Origin of the sequence: Modestobacter caceresii, from assembly GCF_000761485.1 — a bacterium.
Taxonomy (GTDB): domain Bacteria; phylum Actinomycetota; class Actinomycetes; order Mycobacteriales; family Geodermatophilaceae; genus Modestobacter; species Modestobacter caceresii.
Genome location: NZ_JPMX01000068.1, coordinates 1 through 24865, shown reverse-complemented (window position 1 = coordinate 24865; position 24865 = coordinate 1). Strand labels below are relative to the sequence as shown.

The following is a 24865-nucleotide window of genomic DNA, read 5'->3' as shown; positions in this document are numbered from 1 at the left end:
TTCGGCCTGGCCGCCGCGGGCCGGCCGCGGGCCGCGGCGCTCGCGGCCCTGGGCTGGGCCGCCGGCACCGCCGAGTTCGCCTGGGCGCGGATCGCCCCCGGTCCGCGCGACCGCGCCGAGGTCACCACCATGCTCGCCACCAGCGCGCTCATCCCGCCGCTGGCCAGCTGGCACTTCCTGCGCGGCGCCGTGCAGCACCGCACCGTGACGCCGTGGCGTGGCCTGCCCGACCTGGTCCTCTTCGACCGCGACGGCACGCTGGTGCACGACGTGCCCTACAACGGCGACCCGGCGCAGGTCCGGCCGGTCGACGGCGCCCGCGCGGCGCTGGACTCCCTCCGCGCGCGCGGGGTGCGGATCGGCCTGGTGACCAACCAGTCCGGGGTGGGCCGCGGCCTGATCACCCGGACGCAGGCCGACGCGGTCAACGCGCGCGTCGCCGAGCTGCTGGGCCCCTTCGACACCGTGCAGGTCTGCCCGCACGCCCCCGAGGACGGCTGCGACTGCCGCAAGCCGGCCCCCGGCATGGTGAAGGCCGCCTGCGCCGAGCTCGACGTCGACCCGTCCCGCGTCGTCGTCATCGGGGACATCGGTGCCGACGTCGGGGCCGCCACCGCGGCCGGCGCCGCGGCGATCCTGGTGCCGACGATGGTCACCCGCCCCGCCGAGGTCACCGCCGCGGCACACCGGGCGCCCACCCTGGTCGACGCGGTCGAGGACGTGCTGGCAGGCGCCTGGTGACCCGCACCGTCCTCGTCGCCCGGCTGGACAACGCCGGCGACGTGCTGCTGCAGGGCCCGCTGGTGCGGGCCGTGGCCGCCGCCGCCGACCGGGTCGTCTTCCTGGCCAGCCCGCAGGGCACGGCGGCCGCCGAGCTGCTGCCCGGCGTGGACGACGTGCTGACCTGGCACTGCCCGTGGATCGACGGCGCACCGCAGCCGGTGGACGCCGGCGACCTCGCCGCACTCGTCGACCGGGTGCGGGCGCTGGGCGTCGACGAGGCGGTGGTCAGCACGAGCTTCCACCAGTCACCGCTCCCCCTGGCGCTGCTGCTGCGCACCGCCGGGGTACGGCGGATCTCGGCGATCAGCGTCGACTACCCCGGCTCGCTGCTCGACGTCCGGCACCGGGTGGAGGACGACCTGCCCGAGCCGGAGCGGGCGCTCTCGCTGGCCCGCGCCGCCGGCTTCGAGCTGCCCGCCGGGGACGACGGGCTGCTCGCCGTGCGCCGTCCGCTCCCGGCGAACGAGCAGGAACCGGGCTACGTCGTCCTGCACCCCGGTGCCTCGGTGCCTGCGCGGGCCTGGCCGGCCGAGCGCTGCGCGGAGGCGGTCGAGGCGCTCACCGACGCCGGCTGGCGGGTGCTGGTCACCGGCGGGCCGGGGGAGCGGGCGCTGACCGCGGCCGTCGCCGGCCGCCGCGGCACCGACCTCGGCGGGGCCACCACGCTGGCCGAGATGGCCGCGCTGCTCGACGGTGCGGCCGCCGTCGTCGTCGGCAACACCGGCCCGGCGCACCTGGCCGCCGCGGTCGGCACGCCCGTCGTCTCCCTCTTCTCCCCGGTCGTCCCGGCCGTGCGGTGGGCCCCCTACGGCGTGCCCACCGTGCTGCTCGGCGACCAGTCCGCCCCCTGCCGCGACACCCGGGCCCGCGAGTGCCCGGTGCCCGGTCATCCCTGTCTGACGTCGGTGAGCCCAGCCGACGTCGTCGCCGCCGTCGACAAGGTGGTCGCATCATGAAGGTCCTGCTCTGGCACGTGCACGGCTCCTGGACGACGTCCTTCGTCCAGGGCACGCACGACTACCTCCTCCCGGTGACCCCGGACCGCGGTCCCGACGGCCTGGGCCGCGCCCGCACCTGGGAGTGGCCGGCGTCGGCCCGCGAGGTCACCCCCGACCAGCTCCGCGGCGAGGACGTCGACGTCGTCGTGCTGCAGCGCACCCGCGACCTCGAGCTGGTCCGCGAGTGGCTCGGCCGGGAGCCCGGCCGCGACCTCCCGGCCGTCTTCCTGGAGCACAACGCCCCGGACGGGGCGGTGCCGAACACCCGGCACCCGCTGGCCGACCAGCGCGAGATCCCGATCGCCCACGTCACCTTCTTCAACCAGCTCTTCTACGACAACGGCAGCGCGCCGACGACCGTCATCGAGCACGGCATCGTCGACCCGGGCGAGCGCTACACCGGCGAGCTGGCCCGGGCCGGCGTGGTGGTCAACGAGCCCGTGCGCCGGGGCCGGTACACCGGTGGCGACCTGCTGCCGCTGCTGTCCGCCGCCGCGCCGCTGGACGTGTTCGGGATGGGCCTGGCCGGGCTGCACGAGCGCTACGGGCTCGACCCCGCCCGGGTGGGCCTGTACGACGACCCGCCGCAGGCCGCGATGCACGACGAGCTCGCCCGCCGCCGGGTCTACGTGCACCCGGTGCGCTGGACGTCGCTGGGGCTGTCGCTGCTGGAGGCGATGCACCTGGGCATGCCGGTCGTCGGGCTGGCGACCACCGAGGCGGTCGAGGCGGTGCCGGCCGAGGCGGGGGTGCTCTCCACCCGGCCCGAGCGGCTGGCCGAGGCGGTGCGGCACTTCGTCGCCGAGCCGGACGCCGCCCGGCTGGCCGGCAAGGCGGCCCGCGCCGCGGCGCTGGAGCGGTACGGCCTGGGTCGGTTCCTCGCCGACTGGGACGCTCTCCTGACGGAGGTGACGAGATGAGGATCGACCTGGTGAGCGAGCACGCCTCACCGCTGGCCGCCATCGGCGGCGTCGACGCCGGTGGGCAGAACGTGCACGTGGCCGCGCTCGCCGCCGGCCTGGCCCAGCGCGGCCACCGGGTGACGGTGCACACCCGCCGGGACGACGCCGCGCTGCCGGACCGGGTGACCACGGCCGACGGCTACGACGTCGCGCACGTCGCCGCCGGGCCGGCCCGGGTGGTGCCCAAGGACGAGCTGCTCCAGCACATGGGCACCTTCGCCGACGTGCTGCGTGCCGAGTGGTCGGCGACCCGGCCGGACGTCGTGCACGCGCACTTCTGGATGAGCGGCCTGGCCTCGGTGCAGGCCGCCTCCCGGCTGGGCATCCCGGTGCTGCAGACCTTCCACGCCCTCGGCTCGGTCAAGCGCCGGCACCAGGGCGACGCCGACACCTCGCCCGAGCAGCGGATCGACCTGGAACGCGACCTGTGCGGCGACGTCGACCACGTGGTCGCCACCTGCAGCGACGAGGTGTTCGAGCTGCGCCGGCTCGGGCTGCCCAGTGACCGGGTGTCGATCGTGCCGTGCGGCGTGGACACCGACGAGTTCACCCCGGACGGGCCGGCCGCGCCGCACTCCGGCCGCCCACGGCTGCTGGTGCTGGGCCGGCTGGTCGAACGCAAGGGCCAGGAGGACGCCGTCCGGGCGCTGGCCGCCGTCCCCGACGCCGAGCTGGTCGTCGTGGGCGGCCCGCCGACCGACGAGCTGGACACCGACCCCGAGGTCTGCCGGCTGCGGGCCGTCGCCGCGGAGCTGGGGGTCGCCGACCGGCTGGTCTTCACCGGCGCGGTGTCCCGGGCCGACGTGCCGGGCTGGATCCGCTCGGCCGACGTCGTCCTGGCCGTGCCCTGGTACGAGCCGTTCGGGATCACGCCGCTGGAGGCGATGGCCTGCGGCCGCCCGGTCGTGGCCACCGCCGTCGGCGGGCTGGTCGACACCGTCGCCGACGGCGTGACCGGTGACCTGGTCCCACCCCGCGACCCCGCGGCTCTCGGGCAGGCGCTGGCCGCCCTGCTCGCCGACGACGAGCGGCGGACCGCCTACGGCGCCGCCGGCGTCACCCGCGCCCGGACCCGCTACCGCTGGTCCCGGGTCGTCGCCGACACCGACGCCGTCTACCGCCAGGTGCTCGCCGCCCGGCGCCCGGTGGAGGCCGCCCGATGAACCCCCTCGCTGGAAGGACCGTCATGAGCACCGCCCCGTCCTCGAACCTCGAGGTCGTCTCGCCCGACACCTGCACGCACCTCACGGGCCACGACCACGTCGCGTCGCTGAGCGCCGCGCTCCGCGAGCTCACCGGGCAGGTCGAGACGCTGGACCGCTGGGGCCGGCTGCTCGCCGACGTGCTGACCGGGCCCTCCCGCGGCCGGCTGCTCGCCGCGGGCAACGGCGGCAGCGCGGCCCAGGCGCAGCACCTCACCGCCGAGCTGGTGGGCCGCTACCGCGCCGACCGCCCGCCGTTCTCCGCGATCTGCCTGACCGCCGAGACCTCCTCGCTCACCGCCATCGCCAACGACTACCCGGCCGACGAGCTGTTCGCCCGGCAGGTCGAGGCGCACGGCCGGGACGGCGACGTGCTGGTCCTGCTGTCCACCAGCGGCCGCAGCCCCAACGCGGTCGCCGCCGCCCGCCGGGCCCGCGAGTGCGGCATCACCGTGCTGGCGATGACCGGGCCGGCGCCCAACCCGCTGGCTGCCGTGGCCGACGAGGCGGTCGCCATCGACTCGCCGTGGACGGCGACGGTGCAGGAGTGCCACCTGGTCGCGCTGCACCTGCTGTGCGCCGCGTTCGACGCCGCCGTGCTCGCCGACTCGCCCCGGATCTCCACCAGCAACCACGTCGAGGTGGTCCAGTGACCCGCGCGGCCTCCCGGCCGATCGTCGTGGTCGGTGACGCCCTGCTGGACGTCGACCTGGTCGGGACGGCGTCCCGGCTGACCCCCGATGCGCCGGTGCCGGTGGTCGAGGACGTCGAGACCCGCGAGCGTCCGGGCGGGGCCGCGCTGGCCGCCGTGCTGGCCGCGCAGGACGCCGGCGGCCGGGAGGTCGTGCTGGTCACCCCGCTCGCCGACGACGAGGGCGCCGCCCGGCTGCGCGCCCTGCTCGGCGGCCGGGTTCGGCTGGTCGAGATCCCGGCCAGCAGCACCACCCCGGTCAAGCAGCGGATCCGGGTCGGCGACCACTCCGTCGCCCGACTGGACAGCGGGGGAGCGGTCTCGACCTTCGGCGCACTGCCGGCCGCCGCGGCCGAGGCGATCCGGGACGCGGCCGCCGTGCTGGTCGCCGACTACGGCCGCGGGACGACGTCGGCCCCCGACGTGCGCGCCGCGCTCTCCGCCGCCTCGGGGCCGGTGGTCTGGGACCCGCACCCCCGCGGTGCGGACCCGGTGCCCTCGGCCCGGCTGGTCACGCCCAACGGGGCGGAGGCCGCCCGGGTCGCCGACCTGGACGTGACCGGCGACGGGCTCGCCGCGGTCGGCGCCCGGGCGCAGGCGCTCATCGGGCACTGGGGGGTGGGGGCGGTCGCGATCACCCTCGGTGCCCGTGGTGCCCTCCTCTCCTACGGCGAGGGCGCACCGATGGTCGTGCCCGCCACCCCGGTCACCGGCGGCGACCCGTGCGGCGCCGGTGACTCCTTCGCCGCCGCGGTCACCGTGGCGCTCGCCGGTGGCGCGGTCACCGGGGAGGCGGTGACCTCCGCCGTGGCCGCGGCCGGGGCGTTCGTCGCCCGCGGCGGGGCCACCGCCTGGGACACGGAGCCGGCCGTGGGGCCGGCTCCCGCAGCCGGTGTCGACGCGCAGGGCCCGGCGCCCCGGCTCGCGGCCCTGCTGGACCGGGTGCGCGCGGCCGGGGGCACCGTCGTGGCCACCGGCGGCTGCTTCGACCTGCTGCACGCCGGGCACGTCGCCACGCTGCAGGCCGCTCGCGGGCTGGGGGACTGCCTGGTCGTCTGCATCAACTCCGACGACTCGGTGCGCCGGCTCAAGGGCCCGACGCGCCCGCTGGTCACCGCGGCGGACCGGGCCCGGGTGCTGGAGGCCCTGGAGTTCGTGGACGCCGTCGTCGTCTTCGACGAGGACACCCCGGCGGAGGTGCTCGAGCAGGTACGGCCGGACGTCTGGGCCAAGGGCGGCGACTACGCCGGCGCGGACCTCCCGGAGGCCGCGGTGCTGCAGCGCTGGGGCGGTCAGGCCGTCGTCCTGCCCTACCTGGACGGCCACTCGACCACCGCCCTGGTCGAACGCTCCCGGGTGTGGTGACGGACCCCCCTCGCCACCACAATGGCCATTTTGGTGGCGAGGACGGCCGGGAGACGGCGGTGGTGTTGCGGCCGTTGGGGCTCGGGGACCTGCTCACCGGGGTGCCGGCGATCCGGGGGATCCGGGCCGCCGTGCCCGACCACCGGCTCGTGCTGGCCACCACCCGGGCGCTGGAGCCGCTGGTCGCGCTGATCGACGCCGTCGACGAGGTGCTGCCCGCCGTCGAGCTGGAGCCGCTGGACTGGGCCGGCGCACCGCCGGAGCTCGCCGTCGACCTGCACGGCAAGGGCCCGGCCTCGCACGTCGTCGTCGCCGGCCTGCGCCCCCAGCGGCTGCTCACCTTCGACAGCCCCGGCTACCCCGGGCCGACCTGGCACCCGGACGAGCACGAGGTGCGCCGCTGGTGCCGGCTGGTCTCCGAGGGGCTGGGCGTCGACTGCGACCCGGACGCCCTCGACCTCGCCGTCCCGGACGTGGAGCCGCCGGTGCGGGACGTCGCGGTCGTGCACGCCGGCGCCGCGTTCCCCGGCCGGCGCTGGCCGGCCGAGCGGTTCGCCGCCGTCGCCCGGCACCTCGTCGCGGCCGGGCTCCGGGTCGTGGTCACCGGTGGCCCGGCCGAGCGCGACCTCGCCCTGGCGGTCGCCGAGCAGGCCGGCCTGGATGAGGAGGCAGTGCTGGCCGGCCGGACGACGTCCCTCGAGCTGGCCGCCGTGGTCGCCGCCGCCCGGGTGGTGGTCTGCGGCGACACCGGGGTGGCCCACCTGGCGACCGCCTACCGCCGGCCGTCCGTGGTGCTCTTCGGCCCGGTGTCACCCGCGCTGTGGGGGCCGCCGGCGCGACCACAGCACGTCGTCTGCTGGCACGGGGACGGCGCCGGTGACCCCTGGGGGACGACGCTGGACCCGGCCCTCGCCCGGATCACCGTCGCCGAGGTCACCGGAGCCCTCGACGGCCTCCTCGCCCGCACCTGACCCGCGGCCCATGGGCAGGGGCGGGGCAGAGAGGGTCCTCCGTCAGCCGCGGCGGCGGATGGCGTCGAACAGCACGCCCTGCAGGTCCTCGGGGTCGAGGGCCTGGTAGGCCGCGCCCCCGGTCGCCTCGCCGATCTGCTCCAGCGCATCGAGGTCGGCGTCGGGGCCGAGCGCGATCCCGATGACCTTGACCGGTCGATCCGGGTCGGCCTCGGCGCGGAGGGTGTCCAGCAGGACGGGCAGATCGATGCCCGCCGCGTCGTCGTCGTCGGTCCCGTCGGTGATCAGCACGACGCTGTTCACCGAGTTCGGGTCGTAGGCATCCTGGGCGGCACGCACGGCGGCGAGCGTCGTGTCGTACAGGCCCGTGCCGCCAGGCGCCAGCAGGTTCGGCAGGGTGTCGAACTGCTGGTCGATCAGCTCACGGTGGGTCTGGCCGCCGACGTCGGTGCCGAAGGTGCGCAGCGGGGCCAGCTCGACGTGGTCGCGCTCTCCGTCGAGCTGGTAGGCGAAGGCCCAGACCCCGCCGGAGTAGGAGTCCGGCAGCAGCGTGAGCGCGCTCTTGGTCGCGTCCCGGGCGAGGGTGGCGCGGGTGCCGTCGCCGACCGGGGCCGCCATCGAGGTGGAGACGTCGATGACGGTGAGCAACCGGGACGGGGTGGCCAGACTCGACAGCCGGCCGAGCAGGGCCTGCACCGCGGCGCCGTCCAGCTCGAGTGCCTCCGGTGCCTGCTCCTGCACGCCGGTGCCGGCGCCGGCGCCCTCGGGGGCGGCCCCGCTGGCGTCGCGGAAGCCGGCCGCCCGGGCCTGCTCACCGGCCGAGGCGCTGGTCAGTGCGTCGACCACCGCGTCCACGGCCGCGGAGTCCTCCTCGGCGGTGGACAGCCGCAGCACCGGGTAGTCCAGGGCCGGCGAGCCCTCGGTGGGGTAGATCGCGACGAGGGAGTCGGAGCCGGCGGCGCGGTTGGCGGCCAGCACCTCCTGCTCGCTGACCGGCACCAGCGGTGCGTCGGCGCCGCCCTCGGTGCCGGTGGCCAGCGCATCGGCGACGGTGGGGACGTCACCGCGCCCGGCAGCCAGTACCGCCTCGACGACGGCGTTGTCCGCGTCCTCCCCGCCACCGAGCGACTGCCGGACGGCGGCCAGCACCGACAGGCCCTCGGCGCTCGCGGCCAGGTCGGGCACGGCCAGCGGACGGCCGGTGGTCAGGGCCTCGCCCCAGCTCGGCGGGTCGGTGGTCCAGCCCAGCTCGTCGGCGGCGGCTCGGCTGGTGGCGAGCACCAGCGGCGAGGTGGCCAGCGACCCGGCCACCTCGAGGTCGGCGCTGCCGGCGCGGGCGGCCCACAGCGAGGAGTCGGGCACCCAGACCTGGGGCAGCGAGTCGGCGCCGAGGGAGCCCAGTGCGGCCAGCGTCTGCAGCGGCTCGGTCGCCTCGACGTCCGCCAGGGCGCACGCGTCGCCACCGAGCGACAGCGGCTCGGCCAGCAGCTCCCGCACCAGCGTGCCGAGCTCGGGGGCCACCGTCACGCGGACCGTCTCGGTCTCCTCGCAGCCGGCGGCCTCCGCCGTCCCGTCGTCCGGGCCGGAGACGAACCAGGCGACGCCGGCGACGAGCGCCGCGGCGACCACGACGGCGAGCCCGGCGAGCAGCGCCGGTCGGCTGGCCGTCCCGGGCCGGGCGGGAGTACGGGTGTGCCGCCCCATCTGGGTTCTCCGTCGTGTCTGGTCCGTGCAGGTGCCGAGCGGACGTCGCGGGGCGACGCATGCTGTCGCGTCGGTTCGGCACTCTACCCAGTTCTGGGTGACCGACGGTCGGCGATCCTGCCCGCTGCGTGCGCTCGATCACATTGCGTAGTGGAACTGGTGGGCGGCTCAGCCGGCCTGGGTGGCGACCACCGGGCCGGCTCCGGTCAGCGCCTCGCTGGAGCCGGGACGACGACGTCGCGCCCGACGACCGACGGGCCGCCGGCCCCCCTGAGGGAGACCGACGGCCCGTGCGATGCCCGTCCTGTGGACGGGGTCCTTCCTCAGTCGATCACCGACTCCTCGTTCGGGATGCCGTTCTCCGGGACCTCGGCCATCTCACCGTCGAAGGGCTCGATCTCCGCACCGCCGATGTCGGTCAGCTGCACGGGCTCGACCTCCTCGGTGGTGTCACCGGTGACCCGGCTGATCGACATGCCGGCGGTGCCCATGTGGCTGTCCTCGGAGTAGCGGAACGGAGCGAGCACCGGGCCCTCCCAGTCGCCGCCTGCGATCTCGATGGCCTCGACCAGGCCGTCGCGCGTCGGGTTCTGGCCGGCCGCCTGCAGGGCCTGCACCGTGGTGTAGGCCTGCGCCATGCCGTAGATCCGGTAGTTGGTCAGCTCGCCCTCGCCGCCGCACTCGTCCCAGATGCGCTGGAACTCCTGCACCCACGGGTTGTCCGGCTCGTCGACCGTCGGCAGGTAGTCGGTGGTCAGCGCGCCGTCGAGCAGGCTGGCGTCGCTCACCTGGCCCTGCGAGAAGTTGTTCAGCAGGCTGCCGACCAGCGTCGGGTCCGACCCCACGTTGGAGTAGAACCACTGCGGGTCGTAGCCCAGCTGGAGCGCGGTCAGCTGGGACAGCGCCGTGTAGCTGGGCACGTTGAAGCCGACGACGAAGTCGGCGCCGGCGGCCTGCAGGGCGGCGATCTGCGGCCCGACGTTGGTGTTGCCCGGCGTGTAGCGCTCGGCGGCCACGATCTGGTCGTCGATGTACTCGCGGATGCCGGCCTCGCCGTCCTCGCCGAAGTCGTCGTCCTGGAGGAAGAGCCCGACCTTCGCGTCCGGGAAGTTGTCGGCGATGTACTGGCCGATGATCTTCCCCTCGCTCTCGTAGTCGGTCTGCCAGCCGAACGTGTACGGGTTGGTCTCCGGGTCCTCGCCCCACAGCAGCGAGCCGGAGGAGACGAACAGGTCGGGCACGCCCTCGCTGTTCAGGAAGTCCAGGACGGCGCTGTGGGTCGGGGTGCCGAGGCCGCCGACGATGGCGAAGACCTCGTCCTCGAGGACCAGCTGGTTGACCACCTGGCTGGTGTTGGTCGGGTTGTAGGCGTCGTCCCGGTAGATGTAGTCGATCGTCCGGCCGTTCACCCCGCCCTCGTTGTTGAGGCACTCGTAGTACGCCTGCGAGCCGGTCGGGATCTCGCTGTAGCCAGGGGCGGCCACGCCGGTGAGCGGGAAGTGGGCGCCGAGCTTGATCGAGTCCTCGGTGATGCCGATGTCGGAGGCCTCGTTGGCGCTGGCGTCGCCGCCGCCACCGCCGCCGTCCCCGCCACCGCCGTCATCGCTGCCGCCACAGGCGGCGAGGGTGGAGGCGGCGGTGGCTGCGGCGATGACGGTCATGAGACGTCGAGAGGATCTGGACAACGGTTCTCCTCTGGTGCTGTCCGGGCTTCGTTGCCCGGGAGTGTGTGGGGGGTCGTGGGGCCGGGATCGGCGGTTCGGTCTGGTCGTCCTCACCCCCTGCTCGGCTGGGCGGCCGACCGCTTCGCCTGGCGGGTGAGCCAGCGCATGCGGAGGGTGCCGACGAAGCCGGCGGGAGCGAAGATCATCGCGACGATGAGCACCACGCCGTAGACGAAGGGGGCGAGCTGGGCGGCCTCGGTGTTGTTCAGTCCCCAGCCGGTGCCCAGGTCGGTGACGAACGGGGGCAGGAACACCAGCAGCGCCGAGCCGAGCAGGGCGCCGAGCAGGCTGCCCAGCCCACCGATCACGATCGCGGTGAGCAGGGCCAGCGAGAGGACCAGCGTGAACCCGCTGGGGGCGGCCAGCCGGACGACGAGGGCCAGCACCCCGCCGGCCAGCCCGGCCGCCGCGGCGCTCACCACGAAGGCGAGCACCCGCCACGCGCCGAGGTTGATCCCGGCCAGCTCGGCGGCGACCTCCTGGTCGCGCACCGCGCGCCAGGTGCGGCCGATCCGGCTGCGGATCAGGTTGGCCAGCAGGAAGTAGGTGATCAGCAGGCAGATGGCGCCGAGGTAGGCGAGCCACTTGGTGTTCGTCGCCGAGTTGCCCGAGACGGCGCTGATGAAGGACTCGAAGGCCTCCGGGGCCCGGGGGGCCCGCACCCGCATGCCCTGCTCGCCGCCGAGGACGTCGTGGAAGTAGATCGCCAGGCCCGGCAGGCCGACGGCGAGGGCCAGCGTGGCGCCGGCGAGGTAGGGGCCGTGCAGCCGGGCGGCGGCCACCCCGACCAGGGCGCCGACGGCGGTGGCGGTGACGATCGCGGCCAGCAGGATGAGCGGCAGCGGCAGTGGCTCGTCGGCGGAGAGGAACAGTGCGGTGGTGTAGGCGCCCACCGCCATCAGTGCGCCGTGGCCCAGCGAGATCTGGCCGTTCATCCCGGTCAGCACGGTGAGGCCGCCGGCCGCGATGGCGTAGTAGGTCAGCGTGGCCAGCTGGGAGTTGGTGAACGGGTCGGTGATCTCCAGCAGCACCACGGCTCCGACGGCCGCGATCAGCAGCACGAGCAGGTGCCGCAGCAGGGTCGACTGGGGGAGCAGGCTGCGGCGCCGGGTGGCGGTGGGCTCGTCGGCGCCGGCGGTCGCCTCCGTGGGGGCCTCCTCGGAGGCCTTGCCGGCGGTGGCCGTGCCCGCGCCGTTCTTGCCCGTGGTGGGGCTCTGCAGGTCGCTCATGTCATGCCCTCCGAGCCGTGCTGCTGGCGAACAGGCCACCGGGGCGCACGAGCAGCACGACCATCAGGATGACCAGGGCGGCGACGTTGACCAGGGCACTGCCCCGCTCCACGTAGCCGCTGACGTAGCTGAGGGCCAGGCCGAGGATCAGCCCGCCGACGATGGCGCCGATGGGGGAGTCCAGGCCGCCGAGCACGGCGGCGACGAACCCGAACACGATCAGGCTGTCCATGTAGGCGGGGTAGACGAACTCCCCGCCGGCGATGAGCAGCCCGGCCAGCGAACCGACGACGGCGGCGAGTGCCCAGCCGAGGGTGAGCATCCGGCCGACCCGCACGCCGAGCAGCCGGGCGACCTCCTGGCCGAACGCCGAGGCGCGCATCGCCAGGCCGATCCGGGTGAACCGGAACAGCACGACCAGCAGCGCCATGGTGACCAGCACCGCGGCGATCACCCAGACGCTGTTCGGGGTGAGCGCGATCCGGTCGTCGCCGACCTGGAAGCCCTCCAGCCCGAACGGCGTCGGGAACGACTGGAACGCCGAGCCGAAGACGATCGCGATCGCGGCCTGGATGGCGACGAAGAGGCCGAGGGTCACGATGACCGCGTTGAGCTCCGGGCCGCCCTCGACGGGCCGGATGACGACCCGTTCCACGATGGCGCCGAGCACCAGCCCGGAGAGCAGGGCGACGACCAGGGCCACCCAGTAGGACTGCCCGGCCTGGATGAGCGCGAGGGCGATGAAGGTCGTCGCCGCCGCCATGGAGCCCTGGGCGAAGTTCACGATCCGGGTGGACCGCCAGATCAGCACCAGGGCGAGGGCGAAGGCCGAGTAGACCATGCCCTCGGTCAACCCGGTGAGGGTGACGTTCACGAAGTACTGCACGGAGGAGGTGCCTTCCTGGCGGTGCGGAGGGGACTCGGGAAGTGGGTCAGAAGCCCAGGTAGGCGTGCCGGAGGTCCTCGTCGGCCATCAGCGTGCGGGCGGAGTCGGTGACGACCACCCGGCCGAGGTTGAGGACGACGCCGACGTCGGCCACCGACAGGGCGCTCCGCGCGTTCTGCTCGACCAGCAGGACCGACAGCCCCTCGCTGTCGACCAGGCGGCGGAGCAGGCCGAAGATCTGCGCCACGATCCGGGGGGCCAGGCCCAGCGACGGCTCGTCGAGCAGCAGGATCCGCGGCTGCGCCAGCAGTGCCCGCCCGATGACGAGCATCTGCCGCTCGCCGCCGGAGAGGACGTGGGCCGGCTGGTCGCGGCGCTCAGCGATCCGCGGGAACAGGTCGTAGATGCGGTCGTACTCGCTCTTCTCGACCTTGCCCCGGAACAGCGCCCCGACCCGCAGGTTCTCGTGCACGGTCAGCTCGGCGATGACGCCGCGCCCCTCGGGCACGTGGGCCATGCCCCGGCCGACCATCGACTCGACGGAGGCGGAGGTGATGTCCTCCCCGTCCAGGACGACCCGGCCCGAGGAGCTCCGGACCAGCCCGCTGACGGTGCGCAGCAGAGTGGTCTTGCCGGCGCCGTTGGCCCCGAGGACGGCGGTGATCCGGCCGGTGTCCGCGCGCAGCGAGACCCCGTCCAGCGCTCGGACGGCCCCGTAGGAGGAGGTGAGGTCCTGGACCTCCAGCAGCGCCGGGCCGGCGGCGGTGCCCCCGTCGGTCGCGACAGCCGTGCTGCCGTGTGCGCGGGTGTCAGCCATGGTGGCGCCCTCCGTCGGTGCGGGTCGTGCCGGCCGCGTCCTCCTCGGCCGTGACCTCGTCGCCGAGGTAGGCCTCGGTGACGGCGGGGTCGGCCTGTACCTCGGCCGGGGTGCCGGCGGCGATCTGGCGCCCGGAGTCCAGGACGGTGATCCGGTCGCAGACCCGCATGACCAGGTCCATGTGGTGCTCGACCAGCAGCACGCTCATCCGGCCGGACAGGGTGCGGATGAGCTCGCCGAGCTCGTGCATCTCGTCCTCGGCGAGACCGCTGGCGGGCTCGTCGAGCAGCAGCAGGTCGGGGGCGGAGACCAGTGCCCGGGCCAGCGCGACCCGCTTCTGCACCGGGTAGGGGAGGCCGCCGGGGTAACGGCCGGCGTACTGCTGGGCGCCCAGGTCGCTCAGCGCGGTGAGGGCCCGGGCGCGCAGCTCCCGCTCGTCGCGGTCGGAGCGCGGCAGGGCGAACAGTGCGGAACCGAAGCCGGCGCGGGCGTGCCGGTGGGCGCCGATCATGACGTTCTCCAGCACGGTCATGCCGGGGAAGAGGCCCACGCCCTGCAGGGTGCGGGCGATGCCCAGGCCGGCCAGCTGGTGCGGCTTCAGCCGGCGGAGCGGCTGGCCACGCCAGGTCATCTCACCGGCCGTGGGGCGCACGATCCCGCAGGCGACGTTGAACAGCGTCGTCTTGCCTGCGCCGTTCGGGCCGATGAGCCCGTGCACCTGGCCGGGCTCGACCACCAACGAGACCTCGGAGAGCGCCACGACGCCGCCGAAGGCGACGGTGATCCCGGTCATCTCCAGGCTGGCGGAAGGGGCGCGGTCGGTGTCCGGGGCAGCGGTGCGGTCGATCGCAGTGCTGCCTGCAGTCGGGGTCGGCTGCGCCAACGGGCCCACGGCTCCTTTGCCTCGGGTGCCCCGTCCGCCGGGCATGGCGCGGCGGACGAGTGCCGGATGATCCGACTCCCCGAGCGTGCGGTGCGGTGAGTGCCGTCACAATGGGCGCGGAGCACAGCGATCACTCCGATTGCTTGTGCAGTGTGCCGTGTGTCACAGACGGGGGGCAAGGTGCAACCGTTCCGACCCGAGGTCTCCGCGCGCCTGGCCCAGCTCGCTCCGCCGCTGCTAAGCCAGCTCGACGAGATGACCTCCCGGATGATCAGCATCCTCGAGCGCACCGAGGGGGCCTACACCGAACAGGGCCCCGTCGTCCGGGCCGAGTTGTTCGAGTCCAGCCGGGCCAACCTCGAGCGGGCGGTGCGCACCCTGATGGGCGACTCCGACGACGGCGGCCGCGCGGCGCTCGCAGCGGCCCGGGAGGTCGGGAGCCGCCGGGCGATCCAGGGGGTGCCGCTGGAGACGGTGCTGCGCGCCTACCGGCTGGGCGGGCAGGTCACCTGGGAGGCGCTGCGCGCGACGGCGCGGGCCGCCGAGGCGCCGGGTGACAGCGACGTCCTGCTCGAGGTGGCGGGCTCGGTGTGGCACGTCAACGACGTGCAGTGCGCGGCGTTGGCCGAGGCCTACCGGACCGAGGAGCGGCGGCTGGCCGGCATCGACGACCAGGCGCGCCAGCAGGTGCTGGACGGGCTGCTGGGTGGCCGCGGGGGTGACCCGGTGTTCGTCCGGACGGCGTCGGAGCTGCTGGCCCTGCCGCTGGACGGCCGGTTGGTGTGTGCCGTCGCGCCCCCGGACGAGTCCGGGGGACCGAACCTCGACGACCCCGGCGCCCGGCTGCTGAAGCGGGGCGTGCGCTCGGTGTGGGGCTGGCGCTCCGGTGCCCAGGTCGGGGTGGTGGCGCTGGGCACCCGTCAGGTCGGCGACGTGCTCGCCTGGCTGACCGAGCTGGCCGGGGGCCCGGTGGGCGTCTCGGCCGTGGTGGACGGCGCCGCGGCGGTCGCCTCCGCCTGGCGGCTGGCCGACACCGCGGCCCGCACCCTGCCCCCCGGCCAGCCCCGGGTGGTCACGATCGACGACCGGTTGCCCGAGGCGCTGCTGAGCAGCTCCCCGGAGATCACCCGCCGGCTCGTGGAGCAGTCGCTGGGCCGGCTGCTCGACCTGCCCGCCGACGAGCGCGACGTGCTGCTGGACACGCTGACCGCCGTGCTGGCCGCGGACGGGTCACCGACCCGGGCCGCCGACCAGCTCTACTGCCACCGCAACACCGTGATGCACCGGCTGCGCCGGATCGAGCAGGTCACCGGCCGCTCGGTGGCCGACCCCCGGTCCCGGCTGCTCTGGCAGCTGGCCCTGCTGGGGGCCGACCACCACCGCTGACCGGAGTCTCTGATGTGCGGTTCGGCCCCCGTGCAACGGGGGGCAAGGGGGCCCTTCCGCTACTGCAGGTAGTTCTCGACCTGCGGCTCCGGGCGCGGCTGGGCCTCGTCGGGGTCCTCGCCGTACTGCCGCTTGGCGTCCCGCTGGCGGATCAGGTCCCACAGCTGGTCGCGCTCCTCCTCGATCTGCCGGAGCCGGGCGCGCTGCTCGTCGGTGTGCTCGCTGGAGTCGCGGAGCGCGTGCTCCTCCTCGACCAGCGCCTCGATCTTGCTGCGGATCTCCTTGTCGTCCATGGCGGTCACCTTGCCCGGTCCGGGCGCCTCCCACGCCTGCCGTTCACGGCCGATCCGGCACCCAGCCCTCGACGAACGCAGCCAGCCGCCGGGTGACCGCGCCGCCGGCCCGGCCCAGCGCGAGCAGGGCCGCCCGGTCCAGCGGGACCCGGACCGTCCGTCGTCCGGCGTCGGCCACCCGCACCGCGTGCCCGTCGGCGACCAGCTCCGGCCAGGGGCGCTCCAGCTGGGCGCGGACCCGGTCCAGCGCCGTAGCGGCCGGGCCGGCGTTGCCGGTGACCAGTGCGGTGACGAACGCCGGGTCGCTGCCGATCACCCGGGTGGCGTCCCGGAAGCTGCCGGCGGCGAGGGAGAGCGCGAGCGGGCCGGCCTGCCCGGCGGCGGCCGCCACCGCGGCGGCCAGCAGGTGCGGGACGGCGCTGATCGCCGCCACCGCGTCGTCGTGCTCGGCGGCGGTCACCGGGACCACCTCGGCGCCGACGGCCAGCGCGATCTCGGCGACCCGCAGCCAGCGCCGCAGGTCGGTGTCGGCCTCCAGGCACAGCGCCCAGCGGGCACCGGCGAACAGGGTCGGGTCGACGGCGGTGTGCCCGGAGCGTTCGGTGCCGCACATCGGGTGCCCGCCGACGTACCGGTCCCCGTGGGCGGCCCCCAGCTCGGCGAGCACCGGCGCCTTCACCGAGCCCAGGTCGGTGACCGTGGCCCCGGGGTCGATCCGCAGCCCGTCCAGCGCCGTGGCCATCGCGGGGAGCGGGACGGCGAGCACGACCACCCCGGTCAGCTCCCGGCGGATCGCCACGCCGGCGTCCTCCGCTGCGTCGCGGGCGGCCGGGTCGACGTCCCAGCCGGAGACCGGCCGCCCGGCCGCGGCCAGCGCGGCCGCCAGCGACCCGCCCAGCTGTCCGAGGCCGACCACGGACACCGGCGGCGCCGGCATCGTCGGGACGGGGAAGGAGCCGGTCACGGCGCCGCCTCGCCGGTCTCCCACGGGGTGCCCAGCCGGAACACCCGGGCCAGGGCGGTGGCGACCTGCCGTCCGTCCGCGGTGGCCGCGTCGATCCGGTAGACGGCGGTGCGGCCGGTGCGGTGCAGCTCGACCCCCTCCGCGACCAGGTGGTCGCCGGGCCGGCCGGCGGAGAGGAACTCGGTGTGCACGTCCTGGGCGACGGCGACCGTGCCGTGGCTGTTGCTCACCGCGGCGTGCACCACGTCCAGCAGGGCCATCGTGGCGCCGCCGTGTGCCGTGCCGACCGCGTTGAGCAGGGTCGGGCCGACGGTCATCGACGCGCGGGCGTAGCCGGGCCGGACCTCCTCCAGCTCGATGCCCAGGTGAGCGGCGAGCGGATCGGCGGCGAGGGCGGCGAACAGTGCCGGGGCGACGGCGGGGACGTCGACCGGCGCGCTGTCGTCGGGGAGGGCGTCGGCCATGATCTACAGGCTATGGCCCTCCCCTCCGACTCCGGCACCACGCTGCGGCAGAGCTTCGCCGTCCGGGTCAGCTCGGCCGCCGGTCGCTGGCAGTGCGAGCTGCTCGCCGCCGGCGCCGACGACGAGCTCCCGGCCCTGGAACGCGCGCTCGGCGAGCCGGGCGCCGCCGGCTGGCCGGGCCCGTTCGTGGTCGTCGTCGACAGTCGCCTCTACTTCGTCGTGCTGCGACACGGACCGGGCGGCATGGTCCGGGCGCTGGTCTCCGACGCCACGTTCCAGGAGCACCTGCTCGCGGCCGAGGCGGTGGAGCGCTACGGCATCCCGGTCGAGACCGGCGCCACGATCGACGACGCCTTCGACGAGGACGGCCAGGGCTGGCCCGGCGGTGACCTCGACGTCTTCGCCGACGCCGGGCTGCCGGCCGAGGAGCTGGCCCGGCTGCTGGACTCCGACGAACTGTGGGCCGACGAGATGGTGCTGGCCATCGCCGAACGGCTGGGCTTCGCCGACGAGCTGACGGCGGTGGCGACCCCGTGAGCGTCCCGGTCCCCGTCAGCGCCGTCGTCTTCGACCTGGGTGGCGTGCTCACCGAGAGCCCGCTGACCGCCTTCGCCGCCTACGAGGAGGAAGCGGCGCTGCCCGCCGGGTTCATCGTCGGGCTGAACAGCACCGACCCGGACACGAACGCCTGGGCCCGCTACGAGCGCCGGGAGCTCGACGAGCCGGGGTTCCGGCGCGCCTTCGAGGCCGAGGCAGCCGCCGCCGGGCACCCGCTGGACGCCGCGCGGGTGCTCGCCGCGCTGGCGGGGGAGCTGCGCCCGGCGATGGTGGCGGCGGTGCAGCGGCTGCGGACGGCGGGCCTGCCGCTGGCGCTGCTGTCGAACAACGTGGCCCCGATGCAGCGCACCGGCCGGCTGGGCGAGCTGCTGGAGCTGTTCGACGTCGTCGTCGAGTCCTCGGTCGAGGGCGTGCGCAAGCCCGAGCCGGCGATCTACCCGCTCGCGCTGCAGCGCCTGTCGGCGGCGGTCGGCCGGGAGATCGCGCCGTCGGACTGCGCCTACCTGGACGACCTGGGCATCAACCTGAAGCCGGCCCGGGCACTGGGCATGCACACGATCAAGGTCGTCGACCCCGCCACCGCGCTCGCCGAGCTGTCCGCGCTCACCGGCCTGGACCTGGCGTGACCTCGTGGCGCAGTAGTGCTCTGGCTGCACCAGTGCACCAGAGCACTACTCGCGGCGAGGCACACCTGTCTGGCCGTCCAGGGGCGGGCCGGCGGTGACCGACGACGAGGCGATGCTGCGGGCGCTGGAGCTCGCGGCCGCCGCGCAGGAGTGGGGTGACACGCCGATCGGCGCCGTCGTCCTCGGGCGTGACGGGACGGTGCTGGCCGAGGCGGCCAACGAGCGGGAGAAGCGGGGCGACCCGACGGCGCACGCCGAGGTCCTGGCCCTGCGAGCGGCCGCGGCGGTGCACGGTGACGGCTGGCGGCTGACCGGGGCGACCCTGGTGGTCACCCTCGAGCCCTGCACGATGTGCGCCGGCGCGAGCGTGCTGGCCCGGGTGGCGCGGGTGGTCTACGCCGCCGACGACCCGAAGGCCGGGGCGGCCGGCTCGCTGTGGGACGTCGTCCGGGACCGGCGGCTGAACCACCGGCCCGAGGTCACCGGCGGTGTCCGCGCCGAGGAGTCCGGCGCGTTGCTACGTGCGTTCTTCCGCGCGAAGCGGGGCCTGTAGTCTCTCCGGCGGTGGCGTGTCCGAGCGGCCGAAGGAGCACGCCTCGAAAGCGTGTGAGGTGCAAGCCTCCGTGGGTTCAAATCCCACCGCCACCGCCAGCCAGTCGAGAACGGCAGTGCCCCACCGGGGCGCTGCCGTTCTCGCGTTCTGCGGGTCTCCCCTCAGACCGCGATGTCGTAGTCGATGAGCAACTGGCCGTCGTCCCCCCGGACCAGGGTGATCTCGTGCTGCTCTGCGCTGACGCTGCCGTCGCGCCCGGTGAAGGTCACCGGCATCGAGGCGACGAGCGACCCGTCCTGCGCCGACACCGGCCCGCGACGGACGCTCCGGAAGCCGTTCCAGAAGCCGATGTAGGCCGACCTGCTGCCGATCTCGGCCCGCAGCCGGGGCCCGGTGCGCTCCCAGGCCGACTCGGGATCGCCGGGCAGCAGCGCGTAGTAGCTGGTGATCGACTGGGTCACCTCGGCCGCGGAGCCCGGGGCCGGGCCTGCGGGCGGCGGGGTCGAGCTCGGGGCCGTGGGAGGCGGTGGTGTCGTGGTGGGGCTCGCGGTCGCCGTCGGAGCCGGGGTCGTCGCGGCGGTCGGGGTCTCCGAGGGGGCCGTCGGGGTATCCGACGGGTTCGCCGGCTCCTCCTCGGTCGCCGGCGCGGGCTCGGAGGACGACGGTGCCGACGGTGAGGTGTCGGCTGTCGCCGACGGCGCATCGCCGCCGTCCTCCCGGGCGTTGAGCCAGACCGCGCCGAGCGTGCCGGACAGGGCGAGGAGCACCACCGCGACGGCGGCGACCAGGCGGGACCGGCGGCGACCGGGGCGCGGCGCGGGGGCGGACGAGGCAGGCCGGTCGGCCGCAGGTGCCGCGCCGGCCACCGGTGTGGCGCTGCCGGCCCCCGGGCCGGCGGTGGCCTCGGGCGGACCGCCCCTGCCCGGGGACGGCGCCGCGTCGGCCGGGAGCGCCGACCGGGCGGCGGGCGCCCCTGCGGCGGACGCGGCGGTCGGGGAGTCGGGGTCGGCGGACCCGGTGTTGAGGGAGTCGGGGCCGGGGGACCCGGTGGTGACGGGGTCAGGGTCGGGGGAGTCGGTGGTGGGGGTCTGAACGGCGGCGGGTTCGCCCGTCGGGCCGGTCGGCTCCGCGGCGGACACCGGGCGTAGGTCGGCGAGCGTCGGCAGCAGCGGCGTGCGCGCGGTGAGCACCTCGGTGACGTCGCCGTCCCGGCCGGCGGCCAGCCTGGCCAACTGGTCGCGCACCTGCGACATCGTGGGCCGCTTTGCCGGGTCGTTGTCCAGCATCCGCCGGAGCGGCCGGGTGAGCGCCCCGGCGTTCCGCGGGCGGTTCACGTTCCCGCCGGCGACCCGGTGGAGCATCTCCAGCGGGTTCTCCGTCATCCCGAACGGCGGGGTCCCCTCCAGGCAGGCGTGCAGCGTCGCACCCAGGGAGAAGACGTCACTGGCCTCCCGGGGCTCCTGCCCGCGGGCCACCTCGGGGGCCAGGTAGGCCGGCGTCCCCTTGACCACGCCGGTCTGGGTCAGCGAGACGTCGCCACGGGCCCGGGAGATGCCGAAGTCGGTGATCTTCACCAGGCCGGCGCTGCGCGGCCCCTCGCCGATCAGGATGTTGCCCGGCTTCACGTCCCGGTGGACCACGCCGGCGGCGTGCGTGGCCACCAGCGCATCAGCGACCTGTGCGCCGATCTGGGCCACCTGCTGCACCGGCAACGTGCCCCGCTGGGCCAGCACGCTCGCCAGGCTCTGGGAGGGCAGGTGCTCCATGACCAGCCACGGCGTCCCGCCGTCGTCGACCATGTCGTAGACGGCGACGGCGTGCGGATGGGTCAGCCGGGCGGCGATCCGGCCCTCGCGCATCGCCGCCTCGCGGTGCCCGGCGGTCGCCTCCGAGTCGCTGCCGAGCGGGATGAGCACCTGCTTGACCGCGACGTCCCGGCCCAGCAGCTCGTCACGAGCCAGCCAGACCGCACCCATCGCCCCGCCGCCGAGCCGGGAGCGCAGCAGGTAGCGCCCGGCCACCCGGGCGCCCGGCGCCGTCACCCCAGCCCTGCTCGTACCCGGCCCACCCGCGTCAGGCGGAGACCGGGGCCCCGTACCGGCGCGCGTACTCGGTCTGGGCACCCTCGGGCAGCGCGTCGTAGAGGTCGGCCAGCTGGTCGACCGAGCTCTGCGGCAGCTCGTCGAACAGCTGCCGCCAGCTCGGTGGCTCGTCGTGGCTGCGGGTCAGCAGCAGCTCCCACGCCCGGGTCTGCCGCTCGCGCTGCGCCCGCCCGGCGACGAGGCCGGAGAGGTACTGGTCCTTGGCGGCGTCCTTCTCGGCGCGGGTGGCGTCGGGCGGGAGGTTGCTGGGGTCGGTCTCCTCCAGTGCGGTGACGATCGCCGCGACCACGTGGGGGCGTACCTGTTCAGCGCTGCTCATGTCGGTCCTCCCGGTGTCCGGTGCGTGCGGCGGTCGCCGTCCCATAGATCACTCAACCACTCTCCGGCCCCGCTGGCCGCTCGGGTGGAGGGGAGCGGCTGACCGCCGCGGACCCGACCGGTACAGTGGCCCGCGCACTGGAGGATTCGCCTAGTGGCCTATGGCGCTCGCTTGGAAAGCGGGTTGGGTGCAAGCCCTCGGGAGTTCGAATCTCCCATCCTCCGCAGGTAGAGCGCCGTCACGGCGCCGAGCATGAGCGCACCCCCGACCAGTGCGGTCGGGGCGAGCCGCTCCCCGAGCACCGCGGCCGCCAGCGCGGTCGCGGTCAGCGGCTCCAGCAGGGTCACGATCGAGGCGACAGCGGCCGGCACGGCCCGCACCCCGGTGAAGAACAGCCCGTACGCCAGCGCGGTCGGCACCAGCCCGAGGTACACCAGCAGCGCCAGCCCCAGCGGGTCGGCGGTGAGGTCGAGCCCGGCGGTCAGCGCCACCGGCGTCAGCAGCACGGCGCCCACCGTGAAGCCCACCGTCGTCGTCGGCACCCCGGCCGGGGCGCCGGCCGACAGCAGCACGACGGCGGCGTAGGCGACCGCGCAGCCGACTGCGGCCAGCGCGCCCAGCACGACCGCGTCCCCGCCGTCGCCGCCCGCGGAGACCCCCACGAGCAGCACCAGCCCCGCCAGCGCGACGACCAGGGCGGCCCCCGTCGCCCGGTCGGGGCGGCCCTGCCCCAGCGCGGCGGCGCCCACGGCGACCAGCAGCGGCGCCAGGCCCAGCGCGACCAGCGTCGCGATGCTCACCCCCGCCGTGGCCACGGCGGCGAAGTAGGCGGCCTGGTAGGCCGCCAGCCCCGCGCCGACGCCGGCCAGCCGCCAGCGCAGCGACCGGGACCACGCGACGGGCTGGACGGCGGACCGCGGCGCGCGGCGCCGACCGAGCAGGTGGACGGCGAGCAGCGCGGCGGCGCCGATGGCCATCCGGTGCCAGGCGACGTCCAGCGGGTCGAGGTCGGTGCGGTCGGCGACCAGGTCACCGCTGATGCCCGCGGTCCCCCAGCAGAGGGCAGCGAGGACGACGAGCACGAAGCCCCGGGCGGACGGGGAGGCCGGGCCGGGCTGAGGGGTGTGCCCGGTCATGCGGCGGGAGCGTACGGGGGTGCCGGCGGGCGGGTGCGGCGTCCGGCGCCGCCGCGTCCTCTACAGTGGACGTCGACCCCTCGTGCGGCGTCACCCTGTGAACCTCCCCAGGGCCGGAAGGCAGCAAGGATAAGCGGGCTCTGGCGGGTGTGCGGGGGGTCCTTTCTCTTCTCCCGACGGTTCCCAGGCTCCTCCCAGGTCCGTGCGCTGCAATGCACCCACCTTCGAGCGGGGGAGTGGCCATGCCCAGTCGTCGCACCTGGTGGATCACCGGCGGGGCCGTCGCGGTCGTCGCCGCAGGCGCGATCGGTGGTCCGCTGGTCTACGCCGCCCTCGAGGAGGACGCACCCCCGGCGCCGACGGTCCAGGCGCAGCCGGAGGAGGTCGCCCTCACGCCGGACACCGACGGCACCTGGACCATCGCCCCGAGCTCCACCGCGGGCTACCGCGTGGACGAGGTGCTCAACGGCGCCGACGTCACCGTGGCCGGCGTGACCGACCAGGTCACCGGCACCGTCGTCGTCTCCGACGGGGACCTCGCCGACGCCGACGTGACCGTGGACGTCGCCTCGATCACCACCGACAGCGGCCGCCGTGACTCCTACTTCCGGGACAACGTGATGGACGTCGACGCGAACCCCACCGCGACCTTCTCCGTCATCGAGGTGGCCGACCTCCCGGAGGTCACCGGCACCCCGGTCACCGTGCCGGTCACCGGCGAGCTGACCCTGGCCGGCGTGACCCAGCAGGTGCAGACCGAGATCTCCGTGGTCCGCACCGCCGAGGGCATCGACGTCTCCGGCTCCGTGCCGGTGACCTTCGACGACTACGGGATCGACCCACCGAACCTGGGCTTCGTCCGGGTCGAGGACCAGGGCGCGGTCGAGTTCCTCCTGCACTTGGCCCGGTGACGTCGCGTCGGCCTCGTCCAGCGGCTCACCGCGAGCTCGCGAGTGGTGAGGGGGACGAGGTCCGTTGAGTAACCTCGCGGCGTGGCTCTGGCGCTCTACCGCAAGTACCGTCCGGCGACCTTCGCCGAGGTGGTCGGGCAGGAGCACGTCACCGCACCCCTGATGAACGCCGTGGACGGCGGGCGGATCAACCACGCCTACCTGTTCAGCGGGCCGCGGGGCTGTGGGAAGACGTCGTCGGCGCGGATCCTGGCGCGCTCGCTCAACTGCGAGCAGGGGCCCACCTCGACCCCCTGCGGCGTGTGCGGCTCGTGCATCGCGCTTGCCCCCGACGGCCCCGGCTCGATCGACGTCATGGAGATCGACGCGGCCAGCCACGGTGGTGTCGACGACGCCCGCGACCTGCGCGAGAAGGCGTTCTTCGCCCCGGTGCACAGCCGCTACAAGGTCTACATCGTCGACGAGGCGCACATGGTGAGCTCGCAGGGCTTCAACGCCCTGCTCAAGGTGGTCGAGGAGCCGCCGGAGTTCCTGGTCTTCGTCTTCGCCACCACCGAGCCGGAGAAGGTCCTCCCGACCATCCGCTCGCGCACCCACCACTACCCGTTCCGGCTGGTGCCGCCCAGCACGCTCCGCGGCCTGCTGGAGAAGACGTGCGCGGCCGAGGGCGTCACCGTGGAGCCGACGGTGTTCCCGCTGGTGGTCCGGGCCGGCGGCGGCTCGGTGCGCGACTCGCTGTCGATCCTCGACCAGCTGCTGGCCGGCGCCGGCCCCGAGGGGGTCACCTACCGGTCGGCCGTCGGCCTGCTCGGTGTCACCGACGAGGCGCTGCTCGACGAGGCCGTCGACGCGCTGGCCGCCTCCGACGCGCCGGGCGTCTTCCAGGCCGTCGACCGGGTGGTGGAGGCCGGGCACGACCCCCGCCGGTTCGCCACCGACCTGCTGGACCGGCTGCGTGACCTCATCGTGCTGGACGCCGTGCCCGAGGCCGGCGGCAACGGCCTGCTCGACAGCCCGCCCGACCGGCTCGACGTGATGAGCCGGCAGGCCCAGGCGCTGGGTGCCGCCACGTTGTCCCGGCTGGCCGACACCGTGCACGAGGGCCTCACCGAGATGCGCGGGACGACGGCTCCCCGGCTGCTGCTGGAGCTGGTCTGCGCCCGGATGCTGCTGCCCGGGGTCGACGGCTCGGCCACGGCCACCCTGCAGCGCCTGGAGCGGCTGGAGCGGCGGATGTCGATCGCCGGCGAGCACGCCGGCCGCCCCGAGGCGGCGGCCGTGCCGGCGCCGGTGCGCGAGCCCGCCCGGCCGGCTCCGGCGCAGGCCCCGCCGGCCCCC

Annotated in this window: 24 protein-coding genes, 2 tRNA genes, 1 other RNA gene and 1 pseudogene; 16 read left to right on the top strand and 12 right to left on the bottom strand. The window is 75.3% G+C overall.

Features of this window, described 5'->3' with window-relative positions; all coding sequences use genetic code 11:
* The 7 genes from IN07_RS14780 to IN07_RS14750 form a co-directional block, all read left to right on the top strand.
* A partial coding sequence (locus IN07_RS14780; protein ID WP_036336846.1) for an HAD family hydrolase occupies positions 1-741 on the top strand: 741 nt, incomplete at its 5' end.
* Positions 738-1739 (top strand): glycosyltransferase family 9 protein, encoded by a 1002-nt coding sequence (locus tag IN07_RS14775; RefSeq protein WP_036336844.1) that lies wholly within the window; start codon positions 738-740, stop codon positions 1737-1739. The genes IN07_RS14780 and IN07_RS14775, both read left to right, overlap by 4 nt.
* Positions 1736-2701 (top strand): glycosyltransferase, encoded by a 966-nt coding sequence (locus IN07_RS14770; RefSeq protein WP_036336842.1) that lies wholly within the window; start codon positions 1736-1738, stop codon positions 2699-2701. The genes IN07_RS14775 and IN07_RS14770 overlap by 4 nt, the downstream gene beginning before the upstream one ends.
* Positions 2698-3906 (top strand): glycosyltransferase, encoded by a 1209-nt coding sequence (locus tag IN07_RS14765; RefSeq protein WP_036336840.1) that lies wholly within the window; start codon positions 2698-2700, stop codon positions 3904-3906. Before IN07_RS14770 ends, IN07_RS14765 begins: the two co-directional genes overlap by 4 nt.
* Positions 3907-3929: 23 nt before the next feature.
* Positions 3930-4598, top strand: coding sequence for a D-sedoheptulose-7-phosphate isomerase (locus tag IN07_RS14760; protein WP_156119208.1), 669 nt, complete (start codon positions 3930-3932; stop codon positions 4596-4598).
* A complete protein-coding gene (gene rfaE2, locus IN07_RS14755; RefSeq protein ID WP_036336836.1) occupies positions 4595-6001 on the top strand; it encodes a D-glycero-beta-D-manno-heptose 1-phosphate adenylyltransferase in 1407 nt (468 codons plus the stop codon). Before IN07_RS14760 ends, rfaE2 begins: the two co-directional genes overlap by 4 nt.
* Positions 5998-6972: a glycosyltransferase family 9 protein gene (locus IN07_RS14750; protein ID WP_156119207.1), complete on the top strand. Its 975-nt coding sequence runs from the start codon at positions 5998-6000 to the stop codon at positions 6970-6972. The genes rfaE2 and IN07_RS14750 overlap by 4 nt, the downstream gene beginning before the upstream one ends.
* A gap of 42 nt (positions 6973-7014) precedes the next feature.
* Here the strand turns inward: IN07_RS14750 and IN07_RS14745 are convergent, their stop codons facing one another.
* The 6 genes from IN07_RS14745 to IN07_RS14720 all read right to left on the bottom strand — a co-directional run bounded on the left by IN07_RS14745 (position 7015) and on the right by IN07_RS14720 (position 14224).
* The gene (locus IN07_RS14745; RefSeq protein WP_036336832.1) at positions 7015-8676 is read right to left on the bottom strand and encodes a VWA domain-containing protein; all 1662 of its coding nucleotides are present in this window, start codon (positions 8674-8676) and stop codon (positions 7015-7017) included.
* A 323-nt stretch (positions 8677-8999) separates the two neighbouring features.
* Positions 9000-10337, bottom strand: a complete 1338-nt coding sequence (locus IN07_RS14740; protein ID WP_052091291.1) for an ABC transporter substrate-binding protein — start codon at positions 10335-10337, stop codon at positions 9000-9002.
* Between the two features lie 113 nt (positions 10338-10450).
* Complete coding sequence (locus IN07_RS14735; RefSeq protein WP_081975425.1) at positions 10451-11629, bottom strand: branched-chain amino acid ABC transporter permease; 1179 nt, start codon at positions 11627-11629, stop codon at positions 10451-10453.
* A 1-nt stretch (position 11630) separates the two neighbouring features.
* Positions 11631-12515 (bottom strand): branched-chain amino acid ABC transporter permease, encoded by an 885-nt coding sequence (locus tag IN07_RS14730; protein WP_036336828.1) that lies wholly within the window; start codon positions 12513-12515, stop codon positions 11631-11633.
* 46 nt (positions 12516-12561) lie between these two features.
* The gene (locus IN07_RS14725) at positions 12562-13332 is read right to left on the bottom strand and encodes an ABC transporter ATP-binding protein (RefSeq protein ID WP_036336825.1); all 771 of its coding nucleotides are present in this window, start codon (positions 13330-13332) and stop codon (positions 12562-12564) included.
* On the bottom strand, positions 13325-14224 hold the full coding sequence (locus IN07_RS14720; protein ID WP_036336823.1) for an ABC transporter ATP-binding protein: 900 nt from the start codon (positions 14222-14224) through the stop codon (positions 13325-13327). The genes IN07_RS14725 and IN07_RS14720 overlap by 8 nt, the downstream gene beginning before the upstream one ends.
* A gap of 171 nt (positions 14225-14395) precedes the next feature.
* Here IN07_RS14720 and IN07_RS14715 point away from each other — a divergent pair, with 171 nt between their 5' ends.
* Positions 14396-15601: a helix-turn-helix domain-containing protein gene (locus IN07_RS14715; RefSeq protein ID WP_036336854.1), complete on the top strand. Its 1206-nt coding sequence runs from the start codon at positions 14396-14398 to the stop codon at positions 15599-15601.
* Between the two features lie 59 nt (positions 15602-15660).
* On the opposite strand, the gene IN07_RS14710 is transcribed toward IN07_RS14715, so the two are convergent.
* The 3 genes from IN07_RS14710 to IN07_RS14700 are packed head-to-tail and all read right to left on the bottom strand — an operon-like array spanning position 15661 to position 17322.
* Positions 15661-15894, bottom strand: a complete 234-nt coding sequence (locus tag IN07_RS14710; protein WP_036336822.1) for a DUF2630 family protein — start codon at positions 15892-15894, stop codon at positions 15661-15663.
* A gap of 43 nt (positions 15895-15937) precedes the next feature.
* Positions 15938-16858 carry a prephenate dehydrogenase gene (locus tag IN07_RS14705; RefSeq protein WP_231558389.1) on the bottom strand — a complete coding sequence of 307 codons (921 nt, stop codon included), beginning with the start codon at positions 16856-16858 and terminating at the stop codon, positions 15938-15940.
* Complete coding sequence (locus IN07_RS14700) at positions 16855-17322, bottom strand: PaaI family thioesterase (RefSeq protein WP_036336821.1); 468 nt, start codon at positions 17320-17322, stop codon at positions 16855-16857. The genes IN07_RS14705 and IN07_RS14700 overlap by 4 nt, the downstream gene beginning before the upstream one ends.
* A gap of 12 nt (positions 17323-17334) precedes the next feature.
* On the opposite strand from IN07_RS14700, the gene IN07_RS14695 reads away from it, so the two are divergent.
* The 4 genes from IN07_RS14695 (at position 17335) to IN07_RS14680 (ending at position 19157) form a co-directional block, all read left to right on the top strand.
* The gene (locus tag IN07_RS14695) at positions 17335-17859 is read left to right on the top strand and encodes a tRNA adenosine deaminase-associated protein (RefSeq protein WP_036336819.1); all 525 of its coding nucleotides are present in this window, start codon (positions 17335-17337) and stop codon (positions 17857-17859) included.
* On the top strand, positions 17856-18506 hold the full coding sequence (locus IN07_RS14690; RefSeq protein WP_036336817.1) for an HAD-IA family hydrolase: 651 nt from the start codon (positions 17856-17858) through the stop codon (positions 18504-18506). Before IN07_RS14695 ends, IN07_RS14690 begins: the two co-directional genes overlap by 4 nt.
* Positions 18507-18600: 94 nt before the next feature.
* Positions 18601-19059: a nucleoside deaminase gene (locus IN07_RS14685; protein WP_231558388.1), complete on the top strand. Its 459-nt coding sequence runs from the start codon at positions 18601-18603 to the stop codon at positions 19057-19059.
* 10 nt (positions 19060-19069) lie between these two features.
* Positions 19070-19157: transfer RNA gene (locus IN07_RS14680), tRNA-Ser, on the top strand.
* Positions 19158-19220: 63 nt separating this feature from the next.
* Here IN07_RS14680 and IN07_RS25840 read toward each other — a convergent pair.
* Together IN07_RS25840 and IN07_RS14670 are read right to left on the bottom strand one after the other, a co-directional pair.
* Positions 19221-21101, bottom strand: a complete 1881-nt coding sequence (locus IN07_RS25840) for a serine/threonine-protein kinase (RefSeq protein ID WP_052091290.1) — start codon at positions 21099-21101, stop codon at positions 19221-19223.
* A 31-nt stretch (positions 21102-21132) separates the two neighbouring features.
* A complete protein-coding gene (locus IN07_RS14670; protein ID WP_036336815.1) occupies positions 21133-21480 on the bottom strand; it encodes a hypothetical protein in 348 nt (115 codons plus the stop codon).
* 139 nt (positions 21481-21619) lie between these two features.
* Between IN07_RS14670 and IN07_RS14665 the strand changes: the two genes are divergently transcribed.
* Positions 21620-21704: transfer RNA gene (locus IN07_RS14665), tRNA-Ser, on the top strand.
* A 66-nt stretch (positions 21705-21770) separates the two neighbouring features.
* Here the strand turns inward: IN07_RS14665 and IN07_RS24340 are convergent.
* Positions 21771-22616: pseudogene (locus IN07_RS24340) on the bottom strand (DMT family transporter); the annotation flags it as partial.
* 71 nt (positions 22617-22687) lie between these two features.
* Here IN07_RS24340 and ffs point away from each other — a divergent pair.
* The 3 genes from ffs to IN07_RS14650 form a co-directional block, all read left to right on the top strand.
* Positions 22688-22783, top strand: an RNA gene (ffs, locus tag IN07_RS24335) — signal recognition particle sRNA small type.
* Between the two features lie 75 nt (positions 22784-22858).
* Positions 22859-23527 carry a YceI family protein gene (locus IN07_RS14655; protein WP_036336811.1) on the top strand — a complete coding sequence of 223 codons (669 nt, stop codon included), beginning with the start codon at positions 22859-22861 and terminating at the stop codon, positions 23525-23527.
* Between the two features lie 81 nt (positions 23528-23608).
* Positions 23609-24865: DNA polymerase III subunit gamma and tau (locus IN07_RS14650; RefSeq protein WP_036336809.1), on the top strand; the 1257-nt coding region annotated here is incomplete at its 3' end.

Bases quoted from the DNA above. Each gene is read 5' to 3' on its own strand.
- IN07_RS14770 (WP_036336842.1), top strand. From the start codon at position 1,736: ATGAAGGTCCTGCTCTGGCACGTGCACGGCTCCTGGACGACGTCCTTC.
- IN07_RS14765 (WP_036336840.1), top strand. From the start codon at position 2,698: ATGAGGATCGACCTGGTGAGCGAGCACGCCTCACCGCTGGCCGCCATC.
- IN07_RS14760 (WP_156119208.1), top strand. From the start codon at position 3,930: ATGAGCACCGCCCCGTCCTCGAACCTCGAGGTCGTCTCGCCCGACACC.
- IN07_RS14745 (WP_036336832.1), bottom strand. From the start codon at position 8,676: ATGGGGCGGCACACCCGTACTCCCGCCCGGCCCGGGACGGCCAGCCGA.
- IN07_RS14740 (WP_052091291.1), bottom strand. From the start codon at position 10,337: ATGACCGTCATCGCCGCAGCCACCGCCGCCTCCACCCTCGCCGCCTGT.
- IN07_RS14735 (WP_081975425.1), bottom strand. From the start codon at position 11,629: ATGAGCGACCTGCAGAGCCCCACCACGGGCAAGAACGGCGCGGGCACG.
- IN07_RS14725 (WP_036336825.1), bottom strand. From the start codon at position 13,332: ATGGCTGACACCCGCGCACACGGCAGCACGGCTGTCGCGACCGACGGG.
- IN07_RS14710 (WP_036336822.1), bottom strand. From the start codon at position 15,894: ATGGACGACAAGGAGATCCGCAGCAAGATCGAGGCGCTGGTCGAGGAG.
- IN07_RS14700 (WP_036336821.1), bottom strand. From the start codon at position 17,322: ATGGCCGACGCCCTCCCCGACGACAGCGCGCCGGTCGACGTCCCCGCC.
- IN07_RS14695 (WP_036336819.1), top strand. From the start codon at position 17,335: ATGGCCCTCCCCTCCGACTCCGGCACCACGCTGCGGCAGAGCTTCGCC.
- IN07_RS14670 (WP_036336815.1), bottom strand. From the start codon at position 21,480: ATGAGCAGCGCTGAACAGGTACGCCCCCACGTGGTCGCGGCGATCGTC.
- IN07_RS14655 (WP_036336811.1), top strand. From the start codon at position 22,859: ATGCCCAGTCGTCGCACCTGGTGGATCACCGGCGGGGCCGTCGCGGTC.